This is a genomic window from Pedobacter panaciterrae, from assembly GCF_013204795.1.
Taxonomy (GTDB): Bacteria; Bacteroidota; Bacteroidia; order Sphingobacteriales; family Sphingobacteriaceae; genus Pedobacter; species Pedobacter panaciterrae.
Genome location: NZ_JABMKW010000020.1, coordinates 894,398 through 920,515 on the forward strand (window position 1 = coordinate 894,398; position 26,118 = coordinate 920,515).

The window sequence follows — 26,118 nt, forward strand, 5'->3', positions numbered from 1 at the left end:
ATATTTTTACGGAAAAAAACATATGCTCTCAAAATCTTATAAAATTATTGCCTTTTTATTTCTTGCAACAAGCTTATCGCTATTAATTTCGTGCAAAAAAAATGATGAAGATCTTAAAAGGCAGATCGCTGAATTAGAGTCTAGAGTTTCTGGTATCGAAAATCAAATTGGCAATATCAATTCTAATCTTACCATTTTGCAACAACAAGGTAAGCTAAACTCCGATGAGATTAATTCCTTAAAAGCTCTAACATCTGACCTATCGACCCTTACTAATGAAATAAAAAATGGCGGAGTTACCAATTCTGTTGACATCGCTAACTTAAAAACATCGCTTCAACAAGCAGCTACTATTATACAACTAGAGTCTTTAAAAACTACAATCACTCAATTAGGTGAAACGATAAATAAAATTGATACCGAACAAAAAGCCACTGCGACAGCTACAAGTGAATTACAATCGGCAATAACAAAGATGGCCGCCGATTTAGAAGAATTGAAAAATGGAGAGAGCACACAAGAAATAAATGGAAAAATTGAAAAGGGCGGATTCTTAAAAGGTTCAATTTTATATCTATTCGAGATGGACTCAACATTAACTCAAACAGGCAGAAGTTTTAATAGTACAATTACCGATAATTATGGATCATTTAGTCTGAGGGTTAAAAATCTTAAGGGCAAAAATGTTAGAGTTGTTTCTTCTGGCTTCTATTTCAACGAAGTATCAGGTAAGAACTCCTCCTCTCAAATATCATTATCCGGTCTTGTAAAGATCAATACGTCTGAAGCAGTCAATGTCAACATTCTTACTGCTCTGGAAGAACCAAGGGTAAAATACTTAATTGATCAGGGAAAGTCCTTTAATGATGCAAAAATTCAATCAGTAAATGAAGTTTTGAGTGTTTTTGGTATTCAAAACCCTGGGATTAAAAGAGCAGAAAAGATAAATCTAATTGGATCCTCAAGTAGAAGTAATATTTTGCTCTCGTTATCCACAATGCTAGTTGGGTTTAGATCAGACGGTGAGCTGACTGAAATTCTAAACGATATTGCAGAAGATTTAAAAACTGATGGTCTGCTGAACGATGTTTCTTTGGGTAATAGTATCATGACTCACCTATATTATTTAGATACGACCAAGGTAATCAATCAGGTAAAAGCTAAATACACTGCACTATATCCGGATTCTATACTTAATAAAATAAATCTTAGCTATTTGGATCAATTTAAAAAATCAACTTCTTACATCAAATCCTTTGATTTAATCGAATATCCAGCACTGGGTTCAACGATATACAAAGGTAAAAACATCCTGAATTCGACTACTACTACGCTTAACAATAATATATTTGAAATATCCGCTAATTTAGTTGAGAGCGCTCTAAAATTCAGAGTGGAAGTAACAGCTGATGCTGGTGAGTTATCAGAGCTATTAGGTACAAATAAAAATTGGGCTATATCTTATCCGACAAAAAACAAGGCAATTTTAGAGACCTCTACGGTTGGATTAAATACAATTACTTTTACTACTGGAACTCTTCCTTCAAAGACGGCAACTTTAACTGTCAAATTTTATGAAAACGGTCTATCAGTTCCCACTATAACTAAAACAATACCTGTAAACTTAAATTAATAAATTGAACTGAATCTGGTTAAAAAAATAATCGTAGAAGAAAACCTCTGATTTTCTTCTACGATTATATATATTGTTACGCATTTTCTAAATCTGCAATTATCAGTTTTTTCATTTTCATTAATGCCCCCATTACCCTCTGGCCACGAACAGGATCGCTAACCAATTTACTTAATGCTTTAGGTATAATTTGCCAGCTTATCCCAAACGGGTCAGTTAACCAGCCACAGGCCACTTCTTTACCTCCATTGGCCGTTAACTGACCCCAGTATTTATCAATTTCTTCCTGATTTTCACATTCTACAACCAAAGATATTGCATCTGTAAAACCAAAACCATGATTGGCTGAGCTATCCATTGCCATAGCTACAAAATCCTTGATCTTAAATTGGGCATGCTTTACAAATTCTTCGTTATCATCATCTTCCTTCCTGTATTTTAGCACGCCCTGGATATTGGACTGAGGAAACAGATCTGTGTAAAAATGAACTGCTTTTTCTGCTTTACCAGCGTTATCACCTGTAAACATTAATGTAGGACAAAACTTTTGAGGAGTCTGACTTTTATCTCCGGTGTACACCTGCCAAGATACACCATATTTATCTTGTACCCAGCCATATTTAGGGCTCCAATCGTAACTATCAAGCGCCATTAAGGCACTGCCACCTTCCATCAATTTATTCCAGTATCTTTCTGTTTCTTCTTCGCTTTCGCAGATGACCATGAATGAAATGGATGGGTTAGGTGATGAAGTTGGCCCATCATTAAGCAACATAAACTTTTGTCCGCTTAATTCAATTTGTATCACGAATGGAGAGGTTTGACTGATTTTTCCTTCTCCAAAAGTCTGGATATAAAAATCTGATGCTTCTGCAATCTTACCTCTGATGGTTAAACAAGGATAAATTAAATTTTTCATAGTCTTAAGGTTTAAATATTTACTTATACTAAGGTACTATACTTAAACAGATTCTATGATGGGCATAACCGACAATAAAAGGGGTAAATTATGACAACCATTCTTCTAGTCTACTAATGGTATCCTCATAAAAGATCTTGTAAGTATCCTTTGTTACATAGCCAATATGAGGTGTAGCCAACACATTATCTAGCCTACGAAAAGGATGCTCAGCTGGCAGTGGTTCAGTATCGTAAACATCTAAAGCCGCTCCTGCAATTTTATTGGTTACCAATACATTAATCAAGTCGGCCTCATTTACAAGGGGGCCTCTCGATGTATTGATAAGGTAAGCCGTTGATTTCATCAAATTAAGTTCTGATGAAGTTACAATGTTTCTGGAGCGTGAGCTTAATACTAAATGTAGGGTCACAAAGTCAGCCGTTTTAAAGAGGTCTTCTTTACTAACCAGTCTTACGCCGTGTTCATTTGCCTTCTCTAAAGTAAGGTTTTCACTCCAGGCAATCACCTCCATCTCAAAAGCCTTTGCATAACGAGCTATTGTACTTCCAATATTGCCTAAACCAATAATCCCAATGGTTTTCCCTTTTTAAATCCACCCCCACTTCTCTTTGCCAGTTACCCTCTCTTAAAGCTGTCGATTCTGCAACAACATTTCTTGCCATTGCCAGCAATAGTGCCCAGGTTATTTCCGGCGCGCCACTAGCATGATATCCGGTAATTGAAATGGCAATCCCCAATTCTTCTGCAGCTTTTGCATCTATGGAGGCATTACGTCTGCCTGTTGAAACAATAAGCTTCAAATTAGGTAAACTAGATAAGATTTCTCTTGACAAAGGTGTCCTTTCGCGCATTACACAGATGGCCTGAAATTGCTGCAAGGTCCGTATAACTTCTGCTTGCGAAGCCATATGGTAATTGAATACGGTAATGTGGGCCTTTTTATGAACGTTGGTCCAATCGCCAAATGAAAAAGCTACATTTTGATAATCATCCAATATGGCGATTTGGGGAAGTGTTTTCATTGTTGTTATTTTTTATGAAGTGTAAGTCTGTGATTAAAATTAGGAATAAATAGTTCTACTGTCAGAGAGACATCACGAAGAAGTTACAAATGATTCAAATAAAACCGATAAGCAAGCAGATATGATCTTTTTAGATCAAAGAACTAATTAGAATTTCAATTCAGACTGATAGTATTGATAGTTATAACAACTCAATTCTTGAATTTATTAAGACACTATTAAATTGTATAGCATAAAAAGTTATATTTAGTACTTGTTAGGTACTATATAATATCAGATGATCAGATTCGCAAAAAAGAGAACCAAGGTTACTCTTACAATTTTGGCGGGTGTTGTAATTGCGCTCTTTACCCTGCAATTCACACCAACAAGCACTACTCCGCTCCAATTAAAGAAAGGGACTCACATAGTCCTTATAGGAAACAATTTGGGATCAAGAATGATGAACTATGGACATTTCGAAACAGAAATGCATTTGCGATATCCAGAGCTCAACTTGTATATAAGAAATATGTGCGATGGAGGGAACACTCCTGGTTTCCGGCCACATGCCAGCAGAGTGTCGCCATGGGCCTTTCCTGGAGCAGAAAAATTCCAAACAGAGCTTGCCAACAATTCAGATAGCGAGGGTCATTTTGAAACCGAAGATCAATGGCTTACCATACTAAAAGCCGATATAGTTATTGCGTTCTTTGGATACAATGAATCTTTTGAAGGGCCAAAGGGCCTTGAAAATTACAAGGCCGAACTTGATGCCTTTATTAAACATACTTTAAAACAGCAGTACAACGGTGTTTCTACTCCTCAATTGGCCATCGTTTCGCCAATTGCATTCGAAGATCTTTCTAAACAGTTTGATTTGCCCAATGGAAAACAGGAAAACATTAATCTTTCCTTGTATGCAGAGGCTATGAAAGAGATTGCGGCGAACAATAATGTACGCTTTGTTGATGTTTATTCGCCTACAAAAAAATGGTTTGAAACTACCGAAAAATACCTGACTATAGATGGATCACAGCTTAGTGACACCGCCTATGCACGTTTCGCTCCTTTATTAGCTAATCAGATTTTTGGTGAAGTGGCAGCAAAAGCTGAAGAAAACAGGGCCCTTGTTCATGCAGCCGTATTAGAGAAAAACTGGACATGGCACAATGATTTTAAAATTCCAAATGGCGTACATGCGTATGGGCGCAGATACGATCCTTTTGGGCCTGATAATTATCCTGCAGAGATTAAAAGACTCCGCGAAATGACAGCAATAAGGGATACAGCAATTTGGAAAGCCGTAAAGGGTGAAAAAATGGATCTGGTTGCTGCGGATAAGAATACAACCCCTCCTCCTGTAGTAAAAACAAATTATAATGCTGAAAGAAATGGGAGCTTGAAGTACTTATCTGGTGAGGAAGCGTTAGCAAAACTAAAAGTGGCTCCAGGTTTTAAAATAGAACTGTTTGCCTCAGAAAAAGAATTTCCGGATTTGGCTAAACCTTGCCAGATCACTTTTGATAATAAAGGCAGATTATGGGTGGCAACCATGCCTAGTTACCCGCATTACAAACCTGGGGATGCTAAGCCTAATGATAAGTTGATTATTTTAGAAGATACAAATAATGATGGAAAAGCCGATAAACAGACCGTTTTTGCGGATGGACTACATCTTCCGTTAGGTTTTGAAATCACTGCCGAAGGGGTTTACCTTTCACAAGGAACAAACTTTGTGCTTTTAAAAGATACTGATGGCGACGGCAAAGCAGACAAAAAAGAAATTCTGTTGAGCGGTTTTGATGATCATGATACCCATCACAATATACACGCCTTTACTACCGATCCTTCAGGAGCTATATATATGGGCGAGGGTGTGTTTTTGCACACAAACGTAGAAACATCTTATGGGCCTGTTAGAGCTACCAATGGTGGCTTCTATCGCTACAGTCCGCAATTACATAAGTTAGAACGTACAGCACAACCATACGTACCTAATCCCTGGGGTATTGCCTTTGATCAGTGGGGACAGAATTTTTATGCAGAAACATCGAGCCCAGACGTATGCTGGATGTTGCCAGTTTCGGTAAAACCAAGATATGGAGTGTTTACCGAGAAATCCAGAGATTTATTACAACCTGAACATCGTGTTCGTCCTACCTCTGGTTTGGAGTTTGTTTCAAGTCGGCACTTCCCTGATGAACTGCAAGGAGATTTTTTAATAAATAATACGATCGGTTTCTTAGGTACTAAAGAACATACTCTTGTTGACGATGGAACGGGATATAAAAGCAGACACAGACAGGATTTACTAATAGCAGAAGACAAAAATTTTAGGCCGGTAGATATGGAGTTTGCGCCTGATGGTTCTTTATACGTTGCCGATTGGCACAACATCTTAATCGGACACATGCAACACAATGCCCGGGATCCGTTAAGAGACCATGTACATGGTCGAATTTACAAAATCACCTACCCTTCTCGTCCGCTAGTAAAACCAGTAAAAATTGCAGATGCAAGCATTCCGGAGCTTTTGGAGAACCTGAAGTTACCAGAAGACAGAACACGATCACGTACACGATCTGAGTTGCGCGGACGTAAAGTTTCTGACGTGCTTATTGAGGTGAAAACATGGGTGGCTAAATTGGATAAAAATGATCCTAGATATGAGCACAACCTTTTGGAGGCACTTTGGGTAACCTGGGGGTTAAATAAAGTAGACGATCAGTTACTTAGACAGTTGCTAAAAGCAAAGGATTTCCATGCAAGGGCAGCTGCGGTAAGAGTGTTAAGATACACAGGACATCAGATAGCCGATCAGCCGGAATTGTTAATGCAGTCTGCGGCCGATGAAAACGGCAGGGTTCGACTTGAAGTGATTGCTGCCGCATCTTGGTTACCTAAAGATAAAGCATTACCTATAGAGCTGGAAGTTAGCAAAAAACCTCTTGATGATTGGATGAGAGCACCTTATGAAACTGCTATAGCTCACTTAAACGGAAGATCTGTAGCAGAGAAAAAAGGAGAAAAGCTGACCACAGCTTTGAGTGGCGAAGAGCGCAAGCTCTTTGTAAAAGGACGAGCAATATTTGCTAAAGAAGGTTTTTGCATTACCTGCCATCAGGGAGATGGTAAAGGTTTGCCATCATCTGGATTTCCTCCAATTACAGGATCAAAATGGGTTACGGGAAGTCAGGACCGCTTAATTAAGCTGGTACTAAAAGGCTTACAGGGATCAATTGAAATTAAAGGTAAAAAATATAGTGGACAAGTACCAATGACTCCTTTTGGAGGTATGCTAAAAGATGAAGAGGTAGCTGCGGTACTTACTTATGTGAGAAACTCATTCGGTAATCAGGCATCAGCTATTTCTCCTGCAAAAGTTAAGCAGGTGCGCAATGCAACGAAAGCTAAAACAGGTTTTTATTCTCCGGCTGAGCTGTTAAAACAACATCCATTGGAGAAATAGCCCCAGTAAATTAAAACACTCGTTAATGCTCTCGTCATCTCGACGATAGGAGAGATCTCTTGACTACAAAGCAAATTGGCATAACCAAGAGATCTCTCCTATCGTCGTATTCTAGGTTAATCATACTTCCAAATTTTATTTAAAAAAGTTCTTTAGGTAGTCCAATTAATTTTAAAGATTGACTATGTTGGTTCTTTAGCATAACGGAAATGTTGGCTTTTAAGCTGCCCTTTGATAGTTCTCTATGTATATTTCACCTCGTTTAACAAGAGAGAACATCCTTAAAATGAGTTTGAACTTTACGTTGTTTAAGACCAGGTTATAGCATTTAGTTTGTTGTTTACGTTCTGCATAGGCCGCAAGCTCAGGATCATGTCTCATTGCTGTTTTTGCAGCCTGATTAAGTTCCTGCTTCAGCTCCTTATGAGCAAGGTGACTAACTTTAGGCTTGCCTTTTATACTTGTCCCGGAAGTATTGCTAAATGGTATCACACCGACATAGACAGCGTATTTCCTTGCGTCTGGAAAGGACGTGAAGTTCTCTGTATATGCAATGGTCATCCAGGCGTTTACTTTACCAATACCTTTAATGCTGGTAATTATACGGTAGTTCTGAAGCATTTCCTTATCCATGCTGATCAGGACCTGGATCTCCTTTTCTATCTCAAGCTGGTGCTTTTGGTTAGCTTTTATTTTAGTTTTGATGATTTTGGTAATGGCATCTGTTTTCTCTACTGAATATATATGCCTTCTTTCCTTAAGGGTACTGTCCAGTCCGGCTTTTTCTCTTACTATCCGCTTGCGGAAGGAAAGCAGTTGCCTCAGAGACAGCATGTTGACACTCAGAGGTCTTGAGGGTTTGAGCCGCTTGATTTTATCTTCACCATACTGGCCGATACGAAAGGAATCATCCTTATCGTTTTTACCTCTGACCATGCCCATTGAGTTCTTGATCTCCAGCCCCGGCACTCTGGTATAAGCGATGAAATGAGATTCGCAGAATTGAATAAAACGGTACTCATAACCGCCTGTGAATTCCATCACTACTAAGGTCTGTTTAAGGGCAATGGTATTGGTTTTACACCACTTTTTAAACAGACTGAACCCTTTACTTTGGTTCTCGATTTTAAGGTGGAGCCCCCGTGAGGCACAACTGATGTCAAGTGTAAGTTTAGATACATCAACACCCAAAATAACATTCCAGTCTTTCATACGTTTATATTTTAAGTATTTTTAAATAATTGCCCTTTGCCGATCACCTTTGATAGATCAAAGAAAGTATTCTAGCTAGGCCTTGAGCAATTAATAAAAGGCAGGGACTTATACGACGCTAGGTTCTGGCAAACTAGAGATGACGAAAGTTCACCCTGCCTTTTTTTAAACGCTATTCATTTCATTTCTAGTCTCTTTCTTAGCCAAATTACAAGGGTGATTAACTTAGCCAGTAAATAAAAAATCTCCTTTGATTAACCAAAGGAGATGACGGTGTGCGATTTAAGTTTCAGAATGACGTAAACAGTAACAGAATGAAGATTACTTTCAAACGCGATCATTAAGCACGCTAAAATTGAATATGCTTTTGGCATCTGCTTTTTCGCCTGTAAGTACTGCTACCACATTTTTCACGGTAAGCACACACATTTGCCTATATGTTGAAGCCGTAAGGCTTCCAGAATGTGGCGTAACAAGTGCACGGGAATGATGCAATATCGGGAAACCCGGAACAGGAGGTTCTTCAGGTAACACGTCAGCTGCAAACCCTGAAATCCTTTGCTTATTAAGTGCATTTAAAAGAGCTTCATGATCAATTAACGCACCCCTGGCAGTGTTAATCAATAAAGAATCAGGTTTCATTAAAGCCAATTGTTCTGCTCCTATTATTGTACCTGTTTCCTTAGTAAATGGTAAATGAAGACTAAGTACATCCGATTGTGCTAACACCTCATCCATTGACAAATAGGTATATGGAAGATCCTGCTTTGATCTGCTCCAATACAGAACTTTCATTCCAAATGCCTCGCCAAGTTTAGCTACACGTTTGCCTATATTCCCCATTCCCAAAACACCAAGTGTTTTTCCATTTAACTCATCACCAGCGTATTGATTGCGCCAATTCCAGTTATCTTGTTTAACCTGAGCAACAGATTCGTACATGTTGCGCATCAGCATCAACATTAATGATAAAGTATGCTCGGCAATAGTTGCTGCATTTGAACCAGGTGCATTTATCACCATGATATTTCTGGCAGTAGCCTCCTGCACATCAACATTATCTAAACCAACCCCACACCTTGCAGCAACCTGCAAGGCTGGAATGGCTTCCATTAATGATTTATTTATTTGACCCTTACCACGGGTAATTACGGCATGAATCTCTTGATTTTTTAAAACAGCTGCTAAAGAAGCATCATCATATCCGGTAAATACGTTTACATGATCCTGAAGGATTTTTAATGCATCATCATCAATAGTTTCAAGCAATAAAACGCTCTTTTTCATTAGCTATTTATGATATAAGGTGGCATCATCAGATCTGAATCCTCTAAAATCATTTCTGTTTGAAACATACAAACCCTCTTCATAAAACTCATCCTTAAATATCAATGGATCTACTTCACCTCCCGGTGTCGAGGAAATTTCTACCAGGTTGCCTGCAGGATCGCGTACAAACATTTGCATGGCGCCATCAGGCAGTTGCCTAACCTTACCCCAAGGCTTAACGTCAATAACATTAAGTTCTTTCATGCGGAAGAAAATGCTGTTAAAGTCATCAACCTGTACGCAGATATGTCCACGGAAGGAAGTGGTATCTTCCCATTCGGAAAGATGTAATTGCTGTTCATCATTAAATTTAAAAAACATTACAGGGTAGTCGAACCTAAATGCTGCAAGTGGTTCTAAACCTAGTTCATTTTGATAGAATTCTCCTGCTTTCTCCAGGTTGTCTACAATTAGTGTAACGTGATTAATTTTTAGTGCACGTGCCATATGTAAAAATTTATAAATACAATTTAATTACCTCTTTAAACTTTCTGTTTGAATTCCTTTACGAAATCCCAATTAGGTGTTAATCCTAAGCCAGGAGCTGTTGGAGCGCCAATTACGCCATCTTTAACTTCAATCTGTTCTTTTACCAATTCATACATCATTGGGTTTCCTCCTAAAGAAAACTCAATTATTGTTGCCGCCTGAGATGCGAATGCTACATTTAAGCCTGCCATAAAAGAAAAAGCCGATCCCCAGCAATGCGGAGCCAGTTCTAGCTGATTAACGCTTGCCAGATGCCCAACACGCATAGTTTCTGAAATACCGCCTATGATAGCAGCATCAGGCTGAATCACATCGAGCGCTCTTACTTCAAGCAGATCACGAATATCAAAGCTGGTGTATTCGCTTTCTCCAGCTGCTATCGGAATAGCTGTCGAAGCTCTTACCTCTGCAGTTCCATGTCTGTTATCAGGACTAATAGGTTCTTCGAACCAGTACAGATTACAATCTTCTACTCCTCTGCAAAACTGTTTAGCCTCTGGCACACTAAAGGTTCCATGTGCATCAGCCATAAGTTTAATGTTTGGTCCTAAGGCTTTTCTGGCAGCTTTTACCCTATCGATACTATTCTGAACAGTTTGGTCCATAATACCAACACGCATTTTTACTGCATTAAATCCTTTAGCTACATAACCGTTTAATTGTGCGCCAATGTTTTCGGCATCTGCCCAGCCACCGCTTGCGTAAGCAGGCATCTGATCGCGACAAGCACCACCTAGTAAATCCATTACCGAAACACCGAGTGCCTTACCTTTCAAATCCCACAAAGCAGTATCTATACCACTCATTGCCGACACGGTAAGTCCTCTTCGTCCAAGAATTGGAAATCTGCGGCCTCTTGTAAGTGCATAATGATCACGTGTACCATTATACATTTCTTCCCAGATACGGTTTATATTTTTTGCGTCTTTCCCTATCAAAATAGGTTTAAGCTCATTTTCTATGCAACTTACAATTGAGGCGCATACGCCCGAGGATCCTACTGCTGCTTTAGCTTCTCCAAAACCCTGAAGGCCATCTTCTGTTGTTATCACAACAAGGGTCATATCAAAATTGGTTAGCAAGCCATAATCAGAAAAGTGTTGCTTTTCTTTCGGAATGGGACAGCGTAACCAAAACGCTTCTACATTTGTTATTTTCATTTAGGTTTATTTTGTGTGGTTAATAAGGTTAGATAAGGTATCAAAAGATTTGCGTGTAAGCATGGTATAAAATTCTTCAGAAACTGAAGTACTGCCATGGTCTTCCAAAAATTTCTTTTGCTCTGGAGATAGATCTATTGGATTTTCATCAATAGAATTCGGATAAGGGTTGGCTGGAGTACGATCTAACGGAGCGCAAAATTCTACCGAAAGTACTTCATTATATCCTACCTCATGAAGTGTGTCAATTATTTTGTTCCAGTTCAAATTACCCATTCCGGGTGCCATTCTGTTGTTATCAGCAACGTGAAAGCCGATCAGTTTGCCTTTTGCTCTTCTGATGGTTTCGAACATATCAGTCTCTTCAATATTCATATGAAAGGTATCCAGACAAACCCCACAGTTAGGCCCAACAGCTTGAGCCAATGCCAAGGCTTGATCTCCCCTGTTAATGAAATATGTTTCGAATCTGTTAATGGGTTCTATTCCAATTAATATACCCGATTGTTCTGTATACTCATAGACTTCTTTTAGAGAATCAACGGCCCATTGCCACTCTTCCTCTGGCCTGCCATCGGGAACTATTTTTCCGACAGTGCCTGGTACTACAGAAACCATATGTCCATCAAGTTCTTTTACCATTCGGACAACATCTTTTACATATTGCACCGACTTTGCCCTTTGGGCTTCATCTTTAGCAAGCAGATTACGATCCTCAAGCATTAAGGTAACAGACCCCCAGCAGGTTAAACCGTATTCTTTTAATAATTTACGTACCTGATTGGTATCATAATGCTCAGGACTCCCTGCAATTTCAAGTTTGTTGTAGCCTAGACTAGATGCTCTGCGAATGGTTGTTTCTATTGTTTCGGATCGCATCCAGTTATGTATCGAAAGTTCCATAAAGTATTAGGTAATGTAATGTTTGGTTAAAAAGTAGATTAAAATCGTGTTACTATTCTCTGTATGGCACGTTCATGTCGATTTTTCCCGCCCATTTTTTTGGAACAGGTTTATCTAATGTCCAGTGAACAGCATTTATGACAAGTCTTTGGAAACCTTCTTCATTAAAATCTGCAGGATGGCCAAGTGTAGTCATAAAAGTGTTACCTCCTGCAGCTGTTTTCCAGGTCCAGGCAACAGGATTGTCTACTGCCGCTTTGTCCGGATTTACAGATTTACCCATTAATAACCATGTTGATCCTTTTACCGGATAATGTGGCAAAACATGGTATAGCCACGAGGCAACATGGAAATTATTTGGCACACCCGTTAAAATAGGGTGTTTTGCCTGTGCAGGAATAACCGAAACATCCGTGGTAGATTTGTGTCCGTAATGTGTATGTCCGCCTTTACCCCATCCCGGAGGCGCACCCAGTGCAAATTCGCCAAAAGCATTCCACTTCTCAAGAGGGTGCCCTGCCGGATAATTGAATGCATGTGTGGTTGTTCTGAAGCCCATTACTGGCTTGCCCGATTTTAAATAATCGTCAATGTATTTTACCTGATCTTCAGGCAACCGTCTCCATCGTAGATAGAACACGGCCAGATCAGCGTCTTTTAATGCTTCCAGGCCGGGAATGTTTTCTTCTGATTTATAATCAGGTGAGGATTTAAGAACGATCGTACGCATTCCGTAATTCTTTTCCAGTTCTGCCGCTATAAGTGGCATAGTGGCTTCACTACTGTATTCATGATCACCGGTTACAAATACAACCAGAGGCTTTTTTGATTTCTGTTTTTTGGTTTGACCAAAAGAATGGAGTGAATTGAATAGCAATATGCTTGTCGCAATTAAACATATAATGCCCCTAAGATTTTTCATTGTGGTTCTACTTTTATTTGGTCAGCTAGATGAATTAAAAAAATAAAGCTCCGAAGAGCAATTTATTTAAGAGTTAATCAAAAATATGATTATTAAAATAAAAACCAAGTTAAAAGGCACGAATAGTCTGTCACAACTTCGTGCCTTAATAAATTATAAAAAAGTTAAACGCTACTATACAATTACCCTATCCGAACCACCTTTCATATGGGAGAGTTTGCTTAAAAACATCTCGGCCATCATTCCCGCTTTTTTCTTGGTTTCATCAGCCAATTCACCCGAAAAATGTTCATCTATGGTTTGTTCGAATAGCAGTAACCATCGTTCAAAATGATTTTTTTGAAGTGGCAGAGGCGCATGCCTGGCAAAAGGGTTTCCTTTAAATCCAGCAACTCCAAAAAGTACTGCATTCCAGAAGTCATACATTTTTGCCAAATGCGAATTCCAGTCTGTAATCACCGCGTCGAAAATAGGCCCAATCAATTCATCTTGATTAACTTTGCTGTAGAAACCATCTACAAATAGTACGATATCTTCGAAATTACTAATGTCTGCTTTCATATAAAAAGTTTTACTTGTGATAAGACAACCGAACAATAAGCCATAATTTGCTAAATGAAGCTAATTTAACTGAAGTAAAGCAGGACCAAATTCTTCGAACAAGATCGACTCTTTTTCAATTCCGCGGGAAATCAAATCCTGATATTGCTTACGAATAAATGGAGCTGGCCCACAAACATAATACATAGTACCAGGATATTGGGGTAACGATGCTATTTTATTGATATCAAGAAATCCTTCCATCACTCCCTCCTGTTTATCCCGTGCTGTTGGCGCATCATAAAAAACATGTTGCTCAATAGAATCATTTGCATTAACAATTTGATCAAGCTGATCTTTGAAGGCGTGTACTGAACGGTTCCTACAGCCATGTAACCAGGTAATAGGATAAGTGAATTTCTGTTCCACAAGATTCTGCAACATACTGATCATTGGCGTTAGCCCAACACCGCCGCTAATTAACACTACAGGGGCAGCTAAATCCTTTGCAAGTTTAAAGTCGCCGGCAGGTGTAGTAACATCTACAATATTTCCTTCTTTGATAACGTCATGAAAATAGTTACTGATAAGACCATTTGTATCCAAGCCCGCTCCTTTTTCGGCCTTTACCGAAATTCGGTAATAATCTTGTGCTGGAGTGCTTGAAATACTGTACTGGCGAGCCTGATATAATTTCATTTCCGGCAAAAATACTTTAACACTGATATACTGACCAGGTACATGGGCGGCTACTTTTCCACCGTCGGACGGAAAAAGGTAAAATGAAGTAATTTCTGTTGATTCTATGTTTATTTTACCCACCTTAAACGGACGCCATCCTGTCCATCCATATTGCTGCGCAGTTTTTTGCTCATATAATTTTGCTTCATGACCAGACATTAAGTTTGCCAATTGTTGGTAAGCCACTGTCCATGCATCTACTATTTCGGGTGTTGCTGCATTTCCTAAAACCTCCTGAATTGATGCAATTAAATGACGACCTACAATTTGATATTGCTCTGGTCTGATGTCTAAACTAACATGTTTGTGCCCTATCCTGTCTACCACTGGCATTAATACTCCAGGGTTGGCTATGTTTTCTGCATAAGCCAATACCGTCATTGCCAACGCGGTTTGCTGTTTACCACTTTGCTGATTCCCCATATTAAACAGGTTCTTGAGTTCAGGATTATAGGTAAACATCCTGTTATAGAAATGTTTTGTTAATAATACACCGTTCTCTTTTAGTACAGGAACTGTTGCGCTAATCCATTGTTTTTGTTCATTAGTCATATAAAATATATTAATACCTTTTTATCTTTTATTTAGTTAAATTTTTTATTTTTTTAATTTAGTAATCCCAAGATTCAAATCATCGTTAAAATCAGCTATTGATGTTTCTTGCAGCATTTGTTGTATTTTATTCCGAATGGCCTTAAACTCATGATGTAAAGGACAAGGATTGCTTTCAGAACAATATTCTAATCCTAAACCACATCCGGTGAACAGGCTATTTCCATCAATAGCCTCAACAACGTCAGATAGAGGCCTTTTAAGTGTAGATGCATCCATATAAAAACCTCCATTTGGCCCCTTAACAGATTGCACAATTCCTTTTCTGCTAAGATCTTGTAAAATCTTAGCCAGAAAATGCTCAGGAGATTCAATACCTGATGCTATTTCCTTTATCCCTACCCTGCTGCCTGAAGCTGTCCGGTGCGCAATAAAGAAAACTGAACGCATTGCATATTCACATGTTTTTGAAAAAATTCCCATCTGCGCTACAAATGTAAAACATAAGGTTCAATAATAAAAGATATATTTATCTTTTATTATTGAAGTCAAAACTTAAGGTTGGGTAATTCTTCACCTCTAATCATATAGAATTAACACATTACATAGGACGGATGTATTGCAAAAATTCTTCTTTTGTTACCTTATCTAGAAATGCACCTGAATATTCAGCGGTTACGGTGCTGCTGTTTACATCCTTTATGCCTCTTGACGATACACATAAATGAGCTGCATCAATAACTACCGCAACATCATCAGTTTCCAGAATTGTTTTTAATTCATTAGCTATTTGGATAGTTAAACGTTCCTGTACCTGCGGCCTTTGGGAATAATATTGAACAATCCTGTTTAACTTCGATAATCCAATAACCTTCCCTGAAGAGATATAAGCGATATGTGCTTTACCAATAATGGGCACAAAATGATGCTCACAATTAGAATAAAGGGTTATATTTTTCTCAACCAGCATTTGGTTATACTGATACTTATTATCAAATAATGTAATCTGCGGTTTATTTGCCGGATTAAGCCCGCTAAATATTTCTTTTACAAACATTTTTGCTACGCGTCCTGGTGTTCCGTTAAGACTGTCGTCTGTAAGATCAAGTCCAAGCGTTTCCATAATTTCCCGAAAATGCCCTGTAATAATCTTAATTTTTTCATGGTCCGCCAGCTCAAAAGCGTCTGCTCTTAACGGAGTATCATAAGAAGTACCAATATGTTGTTCGCCTAATAAATCTTCCAGCTCGGTTAAAGAAAGGTTATTATCCGTTGTATTTAAGGCAGTTCCATTCTGTTTCATAAATTATTGCGACTAATTTTATCTTTATCGATTTTTAGTAATAGCAGGGCGTAAATATAAAAAAGATAATTTTTAAGTTTTATCTTATTAATATCATACTTCTTAGAGATTGCCTGACGATGTTCCTTTTGCAAGAGCGTTATCAGTTGTTCGATACAGAAAATATTAATAATTTTAGAGACGATATTATGACAAGTAAAGAAGTTATAGTTGTACCCTACTCCAACAACTGGGCATCAGTTTTTCAGGAACTGAGCACTATATTTAATAAGTACCTAAAGGATTACATTATTGGAATTGAACATGTTGGCAGTACCTCTGTACCCGGACTTGCAGCGAAACCAATTATTGATTTAGATCTCGTCATTAAAGATAAAAGCAATTTTAAAGAGATTATCCGGGTATTAAAAGAACTTGGATATAACTACCTGGGAGAAATGGGTATTGTTGGAAGAGATGCTTTTGAAAGAATGTCGGATTTAAGCCCTGCTGACGGTTCAGGAAAACAGTGGCTTAGACACCACTTATACGTTTGCACGCAGGATAGCATGGGTTTAAAAAACCATATCCGCTTTAGGGACTATCTTCGTTCACATCCAGAAATAGTAATAGAATACGGGACATTAAAAACGGAGCTGGCCAAAAAGTATCCGTTTGATATTGATAGCTATATTGATGGAAAAACTGATTTTATCATTTCCATACTAGCAAAAAATGGTTTCGACGATGAAATACTTCAAAATATAAAACAGCAAAATATTGCCTCAAAAAACGCTTTAATAAACCCTCATTAATGCAAGAGCTAATTTCACCATTAGGAGAACAGCTGTTAAGGTTAAAAGAAGCCACTTACAAAGACCTCCGCACACCTGCTCAGTCAACCATGTATACTGTGCTGTTTATTAAAGAAGGAAAGGGCCTGTATCATGCCGATTTTGGTGTTTTCCCTTTTGCTGCTCCTGCTTTACTGTTTTCTACACCATTACAGGTTATCTACCTGGAAAATTCCGAATCTGTAAAATGCACAGAACTGCAGTTTCATGGCGACTTCTATTGCATTGAATTTCATCGTACTGAAGTGCGTTGCAATGGCTTATTGTTCAACAACATCTACATCGATCCAATTGTAATACTAACAGAAAAAGAAGCAAAGGTATTTGATAAATTATTGGATGATTTAAAAGAAGAATTAAACAACGAAACCCTGTCGGATATAGTACCACGCGCGTATCTGCAACTCTTTTTAGCCAAATCGAGCAGCATTAAGATGAATGCGGTTTCTAATAAAAATAACGATAGCGAAAGAGATGAACTTATGGAGCAGTTTAGCCAGTTGTTGGATGAGCATTTTCTTAATCTCCGTAAACCGGCTGACTATGCCGAATTATTATCCATGTCTAGAGACAATTTTACCAGGCGCTGTACCCGTTATTTCAGAAAGTCACCCTCGCAATTAATTCAGGAAAAATTAATGCTTGAGGCAAAAAAACAACTTCATTTAACCAGGCAAAGCATTAAAGAAATTGCCTATAATTTACAGTTTCAGGACGAGTTTTATTTTAGTCGCGTGTTTAAAAAATTCACAAAAGTTTCGCCACAAGTATTCAGAGATAAAACCGGTATCTCCATTGTGGCGGATATGTCCAAGGATTAACCCCTTTTGTCCATGTACTACTTACCCGGGTTGCTATAGATTTGTATAAAAATCAATAGCATGAAAAATTCAATCATAAATACAATAGCCAATCTTGATCAATTAGGTAAAAATGCAATCCGTTTTGGAATCGTTATCGTCTTTCTTTGGATAGGTGGTTTAAAGTTTTTTACATATGAGGCTGATGGCGTTGTTCCTTTTGTGGCCAACAGCCCATTTATGTCTTTCTTTTACAACCATCCTGATGAGTATAAAAGCCACATGAATAAAGAAGGCGACTTGATTCCAGCGAACCATCAATGGCATATAGCAAATAACACGTATGGCTTTTCGGCGGGCTTAGGGGTATTCTTAATTACGCTTGCTATTTTGGTTTCCCTACATAAAGTAGCTCCTTTAGCTAGTATGATCGGCAGTGCACTTATATTCCTAATGTCGGTTGGCACATTGTCTTTCCTCGTTACTACTCCAGAAAGTTGGGTACCGCATTTAACAGATGAGCAATGGGGATTCCCCTATTTATCTGGTCGTGGACGATTGGTTATTAAAGACATTGTGATACTTGGCGGCGCCATTATTACAATGAGTGAATCTGCAAGGCTTTATCTTAAAGAGAAAAGCAGTAAGACTAATTTGGTCTCATAAATCTAAACGAAAGTGCAGTTCCAGTACCTAATACAGCACCCGCTGCCACATCTGTTGGGTAATGAACGCCTAAGTATAAACGCGAAAAGCTAACAGACCCAGCCCATAAATATGCAGGCGCAATTACGTACCATTTAGGGTACGCCTGAGATAAAGCAGTAGCAGTTGTAAACGATGTAGAGGTATGCCCGGATGGAAACGAATAATGCGAAGGCTGATAAACAGCATTAATTTTAACATTGGCAAGAAATGGTCTTGGACGTTTAACGGCTTTTTTAATTAACATAGTAACCAGCGCATTAACAGCCGAACTACTCACAACATATAAAGCATTTTGCCGCATTTCTTTGTCCTTGCCAATTACACCAGCGGCAAACAAGCCTACTGGAACACCTACGTTAACTAAATCATTGTTTTTAGACAAGAACATAAAGAAGCCTGTTTTCTCAGGTGTTCTGGTTTTTGAAAGATCAATAAGTATCTGATCGTCCAAACGTTGCAATCCGTTTTGAGCAAAACCATGCAACGGTAAAGACATTAAACCAATTTGGATTACCAGTAAATATTTAAAGTATTGTATTTTCAATGTTTAGTCCTCCTTTGCTTAATAAATTTGTACGTACCGTATTACGATTCTAAAAACAGATCAAAATAACAGTTAGTTTCTGAATATACCATCATAAGTATATCACTTAATTAAAAATTACTGTTTGTTTATCATGGTGCTCATTAACCATTTCTTTCAAAAAGATTTCCTGAATTTGCATGACCTCTTCCAGATACATTGTTTTCTTTCTTGTGCCAAAATACAATGTATTCTCTATTACATTATAGCCATCCCATATTTGTTTAACGTTACCCGAATCAAGTTCTTTTTTAGAAAGAAAATCGGGAATAACAGCAATTCCCTCACCCCCACTTAAACAACGGATAATTGAGCTCATGTTAGGTACAATGTAATTAGGTTTAAAATCAGGTCGTTTACCAAAATTTATATGCCAAAACCTGCGTAAATGCTCCATATCTCCGGCTGTTCCGTACCATGTTTGGCGTTTTAACCAATCCTGTATACCGTTCAGATCTCTGCTTTTTAGCAAAGGATCAAGCTCTTCTGTTGATGTTTTTGCCCCGCCAATTACCACTATTCTTTCTTTAAAAAATGGTGTATAAATCAATCCCTTGTAATCTCCTTTTTGCGGCGTAATAATCAGATCCAGAATACCGTTATCCAGGTCACTAAGCATTTGAGGATAGTCTCCAAACTTAATAATTACATTAAAATCCAAACTCGGTAAATAAGACTCAAGTGTGAACTGGAAGGTTTCAAAGCACATACCAATACTTATAGTAGGCTTTTCCTTTTCCGTACTTTTATGGAAGTGGCGCTCTGCTTCTTCGAGTTTACACAATGATTCCTGTATATAATTGTAAAGTATCTTTCCGCGTTCGGTAGACACCATTTTTCTCGACGTCCGATCAAAAAGCTTGTACCCAACATACGATTCCAATGAGCTTAAATGTAAACTCACACCAGGTTGCGAAACATACAACGACTCGGCCGCACCTGTGAGTGTACCTGTTTCATAAATAGCCTTAAAGGTTCTGAACCATTCTAAATTAACCATAACAACATATCATAATTATGATACAAAGATATGATTTATATTATTTTAATAGTAACATATCTAGCCGTAATTTTGTCATCACAATTAAGAAGTAAAATCAATTCTATTAAAATGGAAACAAAAAAAATATTTGTAATTAACGGAGGACAGGTCTTTGGGCATTCTGGAGGCCGTTTTAATAAAACAATTTTTGATACCACACGTCAGTTTTTTAATGACAAAGAAGGATTTGAAATCAGATCTACCGATATCAATGATGATTATGATCCAAAACAGGAAGTAGAGAATTATGTATGGGCTGATATTGTTATTTACCATACTCCTATCTGGTGGTTTCAGGTACCTAACGGATTAAAAAAATATATTGACGTGGTTTTTACAGAAGGTCACCAAACCGGAATTTATCATAGCGATGGACGTTCATCTCAAAACCCAACTATTAATTATGGTACAGGCGGTATGCTGCATGGCAAAAAATATATGGTCACCTCATCATGGAATGCTCCGAAAGAAGCTTTTACCCTACCGGGAGAATTCTTTAATGAAACCAGTGTTGATGATGGTGCATTATTCGGTTTTCACCGTATGAATGCCTTTACAGGGATGAAACCATTGCCTGGCCTGCACTTTCACGATGTAGAAAAGAATGCTAATATTGTAGACGATCTTGAAAGATACACAACACATTTAAACAACATTTTTATAAATAAAGAACATGAGCATTTATCTAACAGCAATTTCCAGAGCGAAGCCACAACACATTGAGCAGTTTAAAGCACTTTTATTAGCACTGGTTGTAGAATCGAGAAAAGAAGAAGCCTGTATTCAATACGATCTTCATCAATCAAGTGACGATCCTGCTTTGTTTATTTTTCATGAAGAATGGGCAAGCAAAGAAGCCCTGGAATTGCATAACCAAACAGCTCATATCAATAAATTTATTAAGGATTCTGTTGACATTATTGATGGCACTGTCGTTATACATGAAACTGATAAACTTGCCTGATATTAAATAGCTATCTCTGATAGCACAATAAAAAGAATAAAAAAATGGAATATAGAAAATTAGGAAAAACAGATTTAAACTTATCTGCTATTACTTACGGCGCCTTTGCAATAGGTGGCAATATGTGGGGAGGAAATGAGAAACAAGATTCTATTGATGCTGTTCATGCATCTTTAGATCATGGTGTTACAAGTTTAGACACTGCTCCTTTTTATGGCTTTGGCTTAAGCGAAGAACTTATTGGCCAGGCAATTAAAGGTAAAGACAGAAGTAAAATTCAGCTATTAAGCAAATTCGGTTTAGTTTGGGATGGTAGCAATAACGGAAAAGGTGAGTTCTTTTTTGATGCTAACGACAATGGAAAAACCATACCCGTTTATAAATATGCAGCAAAAGAAAACATCATTAAAGAAGTTGAGGAAAGCTTAAAACGTTTGGGTACAGACTACCTAGATTTACTACAGTTACACTGGCCAGATGCTACAACACCTATAAGTGAAACTATGGAAGCATTGGAAAGCCTTATCCAACAAGGAAAAATCAGAGCTGCCGGGGTAAGTAATTATAGCCTGGAGCAGTTAAAAGAAGCAGAAGAGTCAATCCAACTGGCTTCTAATCAGCTTTCTTACAGTATGCTTAACAGGACAATTGAAAAAGATGTAATTCCATACACCATAGCAAACAACGTTGGAATTATTGCCTATAGCCCTTTAGAAAGAGGTTTGCTTACCGGTAAATACTTCAAAAACGCTACCTTAAAATCGGATGATCATAGAAATGGTTACTTTGGCCAATTCGATCCTGAAAAGGTAAAGTCATTTCTAAATGCCATAGAGCCTTTAGCGATCAGCAAAAATGCCTCTTTATCACAATTGGTTTTAAGGTGGACAACGTTACAACCTGGTATAACCATAGTACTGGCAGGTGCCAGAAATACAAATCAGGCAGTAGATAATGCGAAAGCAATTAACATCTCTCTTAGTGAAGATGAATTGGCTTTTATTAATAAAGAGCTAGAAAAACTTTAATTCAGATTTTATAGCTAAGCTACAAAAAGAGCATTGCACTTATTCAAGTGCTCTTTTTTCTTTTTTAACCCTATGCAAAGTTACCGCTGCATCAATAGAGTGAGAGGTATGAATATCATTATCGGCCTCAGATATATCAGAAAGTTTTTGATAGTATTTATGAAGAACATCCAGCTCTGATTCCGTTAAATCCTCAATATCAACCATCCTGTTGCTGGCATGTCTGCTTGCAGCTATCAATTCGTTTAACTTAAGCTGAATGGCTTTGGAATCTTTATTTTGAGATTTTTGGATAAGGAAAACCATTAAAAAAGTAATTATTGTGGTCCCTGTATTGATAACAAGTTGCCAGGTATCTGAATAATTAAAAATGGGCCCTGAAAGTATCCATACAATCACAATTAGAAATGCTACACCGAAAGCTACCGGACTCCCTGTCCAGTTTGTAATTTTTGTAGATGCCTTTTCAAAGAAATTTCCTGAAGTGTTTTTCATAATGAGTAATGATTTTTAATAGTTAAAACCTTAATTAAATCTAATCAAATAAAGCCTGTTTACTTAAATATCTTCTGCTGAAAATGAATATTTTTAAATAAATTTGAATCAGAATGTTACATATTGACTTTTAAGACATCTAAAGTCAGTACCTTCATCCTAATGAAGTAAAATATCCGAAATGAAAAAAGTTATCCTAGACGTTTCTGGAAATAAAGCACATTCACTTGAAGTTGATTCGGCAATCTCTTTCAGTCCCTTTATTAAGTACCTGAGAGGAAGAGTAAAAGGCGAGAAAACTGTTAAAGGTGCATTATATAGATCAGCTCTTAAAGAGTTTAAAAAATATAATATTGAAGAAGCGGAAATCCCACTTGAAAGCATACATGATTATGAAAGCTTGCTCGAAAACATGTACGCGTGCCTTACCCCAGCACTTGCAACTGAGGATAAATTGGCCTGGGGACTTTGCTTCCCATTACAGCCTATAACATTTTATGGTACAGACCTTATGTACGAGTTGCTGGAAAATAAGAAAAATGACCAGGATTCGTATGTGGTTTCTAAAACCCCTGCCGACTACCATAAAGAGCGCCTGCAGTTGGTTTATTCGTTTATTTTAAAGGAACTTTACAATTTTCATGTACCTGTAAAAACACATCAGTACCATGCAGGTATCAAAACTGACACAGGGCTTTTAGGTTATTTTCATGTAAATCTTAATACAGATTTTATAGAAGTTACGCCGAAAGGTGAATTACCACCACTCAATTTCAGAGAACTTCAACAATATATAGGAGAAGGTTCAAGTTATGAAATATTGGAAAAAATATTGCCACTTGATCTTTTCCGTTTTAGAGGTATCTCTGTAATCACTGTATCTGATGTAACCGCTATCCAAGCTGTAGAAAACATAAAAAACATTCGGCTTAACCGTACCCCTGGCGATCAGGCGGCCACATATAGTGGTGTTATCCAATCTTTAAAAACAATAGTACAAAATAACAAAATCGAGTTCGACCTATTTCCTTTTGTAAGGGTTAACAACAAACCGGTTTATGGCAATGTAAAGGGGGGCACGGGAATATTATTTTCTGTATGGGGTGAAGATAATTTAGACCCCGAAACATTTCAGCAATATGCCGAGGGTTATACTGCCAACCCGAACTCATTCTTTTCTCCTGATATTTTGGCCGAAGATCCCGTTGTGTTTCATTGGCTTCATCATTTTGTGAAACTGGGAGTTAAGTCTCTTGCCCTCACTCCCGTTTTTTACGACCATGTAATTGTTGGTGTTTTAGCGGTACATACCTGGGAAGGTGAAACTTTTGACGAGAAAATACTTGCACTGCTGGAGCCTGCAATTGCCCCCATATCTCAGTTATTACAGATCTATATCGATGAATTTAACCTGGAGCTGGAAAATGTTATAAAAGAGAAATTTACCTCTATACAACCTTCAGTTCAATGGAAATTTAACGAGGTAGCATGGCATCATATGCATGATAAAAATAAGCATTTGCCAATTAGAAATGAAGACATCAGTTTTAAAGATGTATATCCGTTTTACGGAGCTATTGACATCAGAAACTCTACAATTGAAAGAAATACGGCCAGTAAAGCTGATTTGAGTCACCATTTAAGCCTACTTTATAAAGTGCTTGATCAGCTAAAAGATCATCACTACTCCTCTTTAATGGAAGAGATGATTTTCAATTCAAGAAAATGGCAGCAGTTGCTTTTACAAGAAACCCTAAACACTCAGGACGAGAACAATCTAAACAGTTTTTTGAAAGAAGAATCTAGTGACTATTTATTCCATTTATCTCAGCAGGAACCTAAACTCAAAAAAATAATTGATGATTATTTACTCGTTACCGGAGCTGCAGATGGTGATGTTCACAAAAACAGATATGCCCTGGAAGTTTCCATGCAAATGATAAATACTGCAATTAACAATTTTTTTGAAGCCGAAAAAGAGAAATTACAGCAATCGTATCCTTGCTACTTCGAGAAATTCAGAACTGATGGTGTTGAATACGATATTTACATTGGTCAGTCCATCTCTCCGGATAAAATCTTTAATCATTTTCACCTCAAAAATCTTAGGCTATGGCAACTTTCATCTATGGCTAATGTAGTTAGAATGACTCATGCTTTATTGCCAGCTATGCCAACCAAGCTTTATACTACTCAGTTGTTATTTGTCCATAACCATACAATCGACATTAGTTTTAGAGCTGATGAGCGAAAATTTGATGTAGAAGGCGCATACAATATCAGGTATCAGATGATAAAAAAACGAATCGACAAAGTTCACATCAGAGGTAGCAGTGAGCGTTTAACACAGCCTGATAAGATAGCGTTGATCTATTTTAATAAGAGAGATATTGATGATTATCTTCCTTTTATTACTTATTTACAGGAAACTGGAGTGCTGAATCAAGACCTGGAAGAACTTGATTTAGAGGACCTACAAGGGTTAAGCGGACTAAAAGCTTTAAGGATTGGCGTTATACATCCGAAAAAGACAAACGACATTTAGCCATAGATATGTCAAATACTTTCAAAAGTAATTACTTTTGAAAATTAGTATATACTTTTGACTAAATTAACTATTTAGTCAAAACTTATGAAAAGTATTCTACCTCTCTTTGGTCTTTTATTGCTGCTAAGTGCCTGCGGTGATACACAAAAAATGCAACTAAGGGCACCAGAGCCTCAGGTTGCTGAAGCAAAAACAGATAGCACTGCAGTTATAGCTACAGACACTACTAGAACGGATTCTGCCAAAACTCTTGCAAAGAAGTAGTATTGAGGTAAAATTTACCCCATCAATTCTTTCATAAGTTTATCAAAGTCAGCTTTCATTATTGCAAGCTCCTCTTCTACTTTTGCCAGCCGCTGTTCCAAATCACTTGCAGGTCTGCTGTAATTATCGTCTATCGAATCATCTTGTGTTAGATCGGGGGTTCCGCTCAACAAATGCACATAACGCATTTCCTTTTGCCCGGCACGCTTAGGTAACTGCAAAACATAAGGCATTTCCGGATCTGAGAGTCTTTCAAGTACAGCCTGCACATCGTCCAGCGATTCAAACTCATATAATCTGCCCGAATTCGTATTTAATTCACCAGGTGTTTGTGCACCTCTTAGCATTAACAAACAAATAATAGCTACTTCCTGAGGCGTTACAGGGAAAACAATAGCAAAATTATGTTTGTACTTAACGCTCCTGCTGGAACCACCTGTTGCAGTTGAAATTAAACTCTTTCTTTTTAAAGTATCAAGAGCCAATATTACCGTCTGCTCATCGTATTGTACAACCGGCTTACGCGAAGTTTTTTGATTACAAGCAGCCGTAATTGCATTGATGGTCATTGGATAATACTCAGGCGTAGTCTTGGATTTCTCCATTAATACACCTAAAACACGAAGTTCTTCGGCATTTAAAACCGGCAGGGTCTGTGGTGAATCCATTAATTC

Annotated in this window: 27 protein-coding genes; 10 read left to right on the forward strand and 17 right to left on the reverse strand. The window is 37.8% G+C overall.

The window, feature by feature from the left end; all coding sequences use genetic code 11:
• Positions 1 to 22 precede the first annotated feature (22 nt).
• Positions 23 to 1,633, forward strand: a complete 1,611-nt coding sequence (locus tag HQN86_RS22660) for a coiled-coil domain-containing protein (RefSeq protein ID WP_172663139.1) — start codon at positions 23 to 25, stop codon at positions 1,631 to 1,633.
• A gap of 76 nt (positions 1,634 to 1,709) precedes the next feature.
• Here the strand turns inward: HQN86_RS22660 and HQN86_RS22665 are convergent, their stop codons facing one another.
• From HQN86_RS22665 to HQN86_RS26775, 3 genes are all read right to left on the reverse strand, one after another.
• Positions 1,710 to 2,552: a VOC family protein gene (locus tag HQN86_RS22665; RefSeq protein WP_172663140.1), complete on the reverse strand. Its 843-nt coding sequence runs from the start codon at positions 2,550 to 2,552 to the stop codon at positions 1,710 to 1,712.
• Between the two features lie 88 nt (positions 2,553 to 2,640).
• On the reverse strand, positions 2,641 to 3,129 hold the full coding sequence (locus HQN86_RS26770; RefSeq protein WP_317171749.1) for an NAD(P)-dependent oxidoreductase: 489 nt from the start codon (positions 3,127 to 3,129) through the stop codon (positions 2,641 to 2,643).
• Positions 3,068 to 3,577, reverse strand: coding sequence for a Rossmann-fold NAD(P)-binding domain-containing protein (locus tag HQN86_RS26775; protein ID WP_216854489.1), 510 nt, complete (start codon positions 3,575 to 3,577; stop codon positions 3,068 to 3,070). The genes HQN86_RS26770 and HQN86_RS26775 overlap by 62 nt, the downstream gene beginning before the upstream one ends.
• A gap of 277 nt (positions 3,578 to 3,854) precedes the next feature.
• On the opposite strand from HQN86_RS26775, the gene HQN86_RS22675 reads away from it, so the two are divergent.
• Entirely contained in the window at positions 3,855 to 7,028 is a 3,174-nt protein-coding gene (locus HQN86_RS22675) for a PVC-type heme-binding CxxCH protein (protein ID WP_172663141.1), read from the forward strand.
• Positions 7,029 to 7,247: 219 nt separating this feature from the next.
• Here HQN86_RS22675 and HQN86_RS22680 read toward each other — a convergent pair whose 3' ends face one another.
• The 10 genes from HQN86_RS22680 to folE form a co-directional block, all read right to left on the reverse strand.
• Complete coding sequence (locus HQN86_RS22680) at positions 7,248 to 8,240, reverse strand: transposase (RefSeq protein ID WP_172663142.1); 993 nt, start codon at positions 8,238 to 8,240, stop codon at positions 7,248 to 7,250.
• Between the two features lie 327 nt (positions 8,241 to 8,567).
• On the reverse strand, positions 8,568 to 9,527 hold the full coding sequence (locus tag HQN86_RS22685) for a 2-hydroxyacid dehydrogenase (protein WP_172663143.1): 960 nt from the start codon (positions 9,525 to 9,527) through the stop codon (positions 8,568 to 8,570).
• Positions 9,528 to 9,530: 3 nt separating this feature from the next.
• Positions 9,531 to 10,016, reverse strand: coding sequence for a VOC family protein (locus HQN86_RS22690; RefSeq protein WP_048905166.1), 486 nt, complete (start codon positions 10,014 to 10,016; stop codon positions 9,531 to 9,533).
• Between the two features lie 35 nt (positions 10,017 to 10,051).
• Positions 10,052 to 11,218: a mandelate racemase/muconate lactonizing enzyme family protein gene (locus HQN86_RS22695; RefSeq protein WP_172663144.1), complete on the reverse strand. Its 1,167-nt coding sequence runs from the start codon at positions 11,216 to 11,218 to the stop codon at positions 10,052 to 10,054.
• Between the two features lie 6 nt (positions 11,219 to 11,224).
• The gene (locus HQN86_RS22700; RefSeq protein WP_172663145.1) at positions 11,225 to 12,121 is read right to left on the reverse strand and encodes a sugar phosphate isomerase/epimerase family protein; all 897 of its coding nucleotides are present in this window, start codon (positions 12,119 to 12,121) and stop codon (positions 11,225 to 11,227) included.
• Between the two features lie 52 nt (positions 12,122 to 12,173).
• Positions 12,174 to 13,043, reverse strand: a complete 870-nt coding sequence (locus tag HQN86_RS22705) for a ThuA domain-containing protein (RefSeq protein WP_172663146.1) — start codon at positions 13,041 to 13,043, stop codon at positions 12,174 to 12,176.
• Between the two features lie 174 nt (positions 13,044 to 13,217).
• Entirely contained in the window at positions 13,218 to 13,604 is a 387-nt protein-coding gene (locus HQN86_RS22710) for a group III truncated hemoglobin (RefSeq protein WP_172663147.1), read from the reverse strand.
• Between the two features lie 60 nt (positions 13,605 to 13,664).
• Complete coding sequence (gene hmpA, locus HQN86_RS22715) at positions 13,665 to 14,876, reverse strand: NO-inducible flavohemoprotein (RefSeq protein WP_172663148.1); 1,212 nt, start codon at positions 14,874 to 14,876, stop codon at positions 13,665 to 13,667.
• 45 nt (positions 14,877 to 14,921) lie between these two features.
• Entirely contained in the window at positions 14,922 to 15,359 is a 438-nt protein-coding gene (locus HQN86_RS22720; RefSeq protein ID WP_172663149.1) for an RrF2 family transcriptional regulator, read from the reverse strand.
• Positions 15,360 to 15,477: 118 nt separating this feature from the next.
• Positions 15,478 to 16,179, reverse strand: coding sequence for a GTP cyclohydrolase I FolE (folE, locus tag HQN86_RS22725; protein WP_172663150.1), 702 nt, complete (start codon positions 16,177 to 16,179; stop codon positions 15,478 to 15,480).
• Between the two features lie 188 nt (positions 16,180 to 16,367).
• Here folE and HQN86_RS22730 point away from each other — a divergent pair, with 188 nt between their 5' ends.
• Genes HQN86_RS22730 through HQN86_RS22740 form a run of 3 tightly spaced genes read left to right on the forward strand, consistent with a single transcriptional unit; the run spans position 16,368 to position 18,478 of the window.
• Positions 16,368 to 16,973: a GrpB family protein gene (locus HQN86_RS22730; protein ID WP_172663151.1), complete on the forward strand. Its 606-nt coding sequence runs from the start codon at positions 16,368 to 16,370 to the stop codon at positions 16,971 to 16,973.
• Positions 16,973 to 17,833 carry a helix-turn-helix domain-containing protein gene (locus HQN86_RS22735; protein WP_172663152.1) on the forward strand — a complete coding sequence of 287 codons (861 nt, stop codon included), beginning with the start codon at positions 16,973 to 16,975 and terminating at the stop codon, positions 17,831 to 17,833. Before HQN86_RS22730 ends, HQN86_RS22735 begins: the two co-directional genes overlap by 1 nt.
• A gap of 60 nt (positions 17,834 to 17,893) precedes the next feature.
• The gene (locus tag HQN86_RS22740) at positions 17,894 to 18,478 is read left to right on the forward strand and encodes a DUF417 family protein (RefSeq protein WP_172663153.1); all 585 of its coding nucleotides are present in this window, start codon (positions 17,894 to 17,896) and stop codon (positions 18,476 to 18,478) included.
• Here HQN86_RS22740 and HQN86_RS22745 read toward each other — a convergent pair.
• Entirely contained in the window at positions 18,462 to 19,016 is a 555-nt protein-coding gene (locus HQN86_RS22745; RefSeq protein WP_172663154.1) for a phosphatase PAP2 family protein, read from the reverse strand. The genes HQN86_RS22740 and HQN86_RS22745 overlap by 17 nt on opposite strands.
• A 154-nt stretch (positions 19,017 to 19,170) precedes the next feature.
• Entirely contained in the window at positions 19,171 to 20,103 is a 933-nt protein-coding gene (locus HQN86_RS22750; protein WP_172663155.1) for a LysR family transcriptional regulator, read from the reverse strand.
• 111 nt (positions 20,104 to 20,214) lie between these two features.
• On the opposite strand from HQN86_RS22750, the gene HQN86_RS22755 reads away from it, so the two are divergent.
• The 3 genes from HQN86_RS22755 to HQN86_RS22765 are packed head-to-tail and all read left to right on the forward strand — an operon-like array spanning position 20,215 to position 22,137.
• A complete protein-coding gene (locus HQN86_RS22755; RefSeq protein WP_172663156.1) occupies positions 20,215 to 20,868 on the forward strand; it encodes an NAD(P)H-dependent oxidoreductase in 654 nt (217 codons plus the stop codon).
• Positions 20,819 to 21,109, forward strand: a complete 291-nt coding sequence (locus tag HQN86_RS22760) for a putative quinol monooxygenase (protein ID WP_172663157.1) — start codon at positions 20,819 to 20,821, stop codon at positions 21,107 to 21,109. Before HQN86_RS22755 ends, HQN86_RS22760 begins: the two co-directional genes overlap by 50 nt.
• 44 nt (positions 21,110 to 21,153) lie before the next feature.
• Positions 21,154 to 22,137 carry an aldo/keto reductase gene (locus HQN86_RS22765; protein ID WP_172663158.1) on the forward strand — a complete coding sequence of 328 codons (984 nt, stop codon included), beginning with the start codon at positions 21,154 to 21,156 and terminating at the stop codon, positions 22,135 to 22,137.
• A 39-nt stretch (positions 22,138 to 22,176) separates the two neighbouring features.
• On the opposite strand, the gene HQN86_RS22770 is transcribed toward HQN86_RS22765, so the two are convergent.
• Positions 22,177 to 22,632, reverse strand: a complete 456-nt coding sequence (locus HQN86_RS22770; protein WP_172663159.1) for a low affinity iron permease family protein — start codon at positions 22,630 to 22,632, stop codon at positions 22,177 to 22,179.
• A 181-nt stretch (positions 22,633 to 22,813) separates the two neighbouring features.
• On the opposite strand from HQN86_RS22770, the gene HQN86_RS22775 reads away from it, so the two are divergent.
• Complete coding sequence (locus HQN86_RS22775) at positions 22,814 to 25,177, forward strand: GAF domain-containing protein (protein WP_172663160.1); 2,364 nt, start codon at positions 22,814 to 22,816, stop codon at positions 25,175 to 25,177.
• Positions 25,178 to 25,264: 87 nt separating this feature from the next.
• Positions 25,265 to 25,444 carry a hypothetical protein gene (locus HQN86_RS22780; protein WP_172663161.1) on the forward strand — a complete coding sequence of 60 codons (180 nt, stop codon included), beginning with the start codon at positions 25,265 to 25,267 and terminating at the stop codon, positions 25,442 to 25,444.
• 14 nt (positions 25,445 to 25,458) lie between these two features.
• Here the strand turns inward: HQN86_RS22780 and HQN86_RS22785 are convergent, their stop codons facing one another.
• Positions 25,459 to 26,112, reverse strand: coding sequence for a YceH family protein (locus HQN86_RS22785; protein ID WP_172663162.1), 654 nt, complete (start codon positions 26,110 to 26,112; stop codon positions 25,459 to 25,461).
• Positions 26,113 to 26,118: the final 6 nt, after the last annotated feature.

Bases quoted from the DNA above. Each gene is read 5' to 3' on its own strand.
- HQN86_RS22660 (WP_172663139.1), top strand. From the start codon at position 23: ATGCTCTCAAAATCTTATAAAATTATTGCCTTTTTATTTCTTGCAACA.
- HQN86_RS22665 (WP_172663140.1), bottom strand. From the start codon at position 2,552: ATGAAAAATTTAATTTATCCTTGTTTAACCATCAGAGGTAAGATTGCA.
- HQN86_RS26775 (WP_216854489.1), bottom strand. From the start codon at position 3,577: ATGAAAACACTTCCCCAAATCGCCATATTGGATGATTATCAAAATGTA.
- HQN86_RS22675 (WP_172663141.1), top strand. From the start codon at position 3,855: ATGATCAGATTCGCAAAAAAGAGAACCAAGGTTACTCTTACAATTTTG.
- HQN86_RS22680 (WP_172663142.1), bottom strand. From the start codon at position 8,240: ATGAAAGACTGGAATGTTATTTTGGGTGTTGATGTATCTAAACTTACA.
- HQN86_RS22685 (WP_172663143.1), bottom strand. From the start codon at position 9,527: ATGAAAAAGAGCGTTTTATTGCTTGAAACTATTGATGATGATGCATTA.
- HQN86_RS22690 (WP_048905166.1), bottom strand. From the start codon at position 10,016: ATGGCACGTGCACTAAAAATTAATCACGTTACACTAATTGTAGACAAC.
- HQN86_RS22695 (WP_172663144.1), bottom strand. From the start codon at position 11,218: ATGAAAATAACAAATGTAGAAGCGTTTTGGTTACGCTGTCCCATTCCG.
- HQN86_RS22700 (WP_172663145.1), bottom strand. From the start codon at position 12,121: ATGGAACTTTCGATACATAACTGGATGCGATCCGAAACAATAGAAACA.
- HQN86_RS22705 (WP_172663146.1), bottom strand. From the start codon at position 13,043: ATGAAAAATCTTAGGGGCATTATATGTTTAATTGCGACAAGCATATTG.
- HQN86_RS22710 (WP_172663147.1), bottom strand. From the start codon at position 13,604: ATGAAAGCAGACATTAGTAATTTCGAAGATATCGTACTATTTGTAGAT.
- hmpA (WP_172663148.1), bottom strand. From the start codon at position 14,876: ATGACTAATGAACAAAAACAATGGATTAGCGCAACAGTTCCTGTACTA.
- HQN86_RS22720 (WP_172663149.1), bottom strand. From the start codon at position 15,359: ATGGGAATTTTTTCAAAAACATGTGAATATGCAATGCGTTCAGTTTTC.
- folE (WP_172663150.1), bottom strand. From the start codon at position 16,179: ATGAAACAGAATGGAACTGCCTTAAATACAACGGATAATAACCTTTCT.
- HQN86_RS22730 (WP_172663151.1), top strand. From the start codon at position 16,368: ATGACAAGTAAAGAAGTTATAGTTGTACCCTACTCCAACAACTGGGCA.
- HQN86_RS22735 (WP_172663152.1), top strand. From the start codon at position 16,973: ATGCAAGAGCTAATTTCACCATTAGGAGAACAGCTGTTAAGGTTAAAA.
- HQN86_RS22740 (WP_172663153.1), top strand. From the start codon at position 17,894: ATGAAAAATTCAATCATAAATACAATAGCCAATCTTGATCAATTAGGT.
- HQN86_RS22745 (WP_172663154.1), bottom strand. From the start codon at position 19,016: ATGTCTTTACCGTTGCATGGTTTTGCTCAAAACGGATTGCAACGTTTG.
- HQN86_RS22750 (WP_172663155.1), bottom strand. From the start codon at position 20,103: ATGGTTAATTTAGAATGGTTCAGAACCTTTAAGGCTATTTATGAAACA.
- HQN86_RS22755 (WP_172663156.1), top strand. From the start codon at position 20,215: ATGGAAACAAAAAAAATATTTGTAATTAACGGAGGACAGGTCTTTGGG.
- HQN86_RS22760 (WP_172663157.1), top strand. From the start codon at position 20,819: ATGAGCATTTATCTAACAGCAATTTCCAGAGCGAAGCCACAACACATT.
- HQN86_RS22765 (WP_172663158.1), top strand. From the start codon at position 21,154: ATGGAATATAGAAAATTAGGAAAAACAGATTTAAACTTATCTGCTATT.
- HQN86_RS22770 (WP_172663159.1), bottom strand. From the start codon at position 22,632: ATGAAAAACACTTCAGGAAATTTCTTTGAAAAGGCATCTACAAAAATT.
- HQN86_RS22775 (WP_172663160.1), top strand. From the start codon at position 22,814: ATGAAAAAAGTTATCCTAGACGTTTCTGGAAATAAAGCACATTCACTT.
- HQN86_RS22780 (WP_172663161.1), top strand. From the start codon at position 25,265: ATGAAAAGTATTCTACCTCTCTTTGGTCTTTTATTGCTGCTAAGTGCC.
- HQN86_RS22785 (WP_172663162.1), bottom strand. From the start codon at position 26,112: ATGGATTCACCACAGACCCTGCCGGTTTTAAATGCCGAAGAACTTCGT.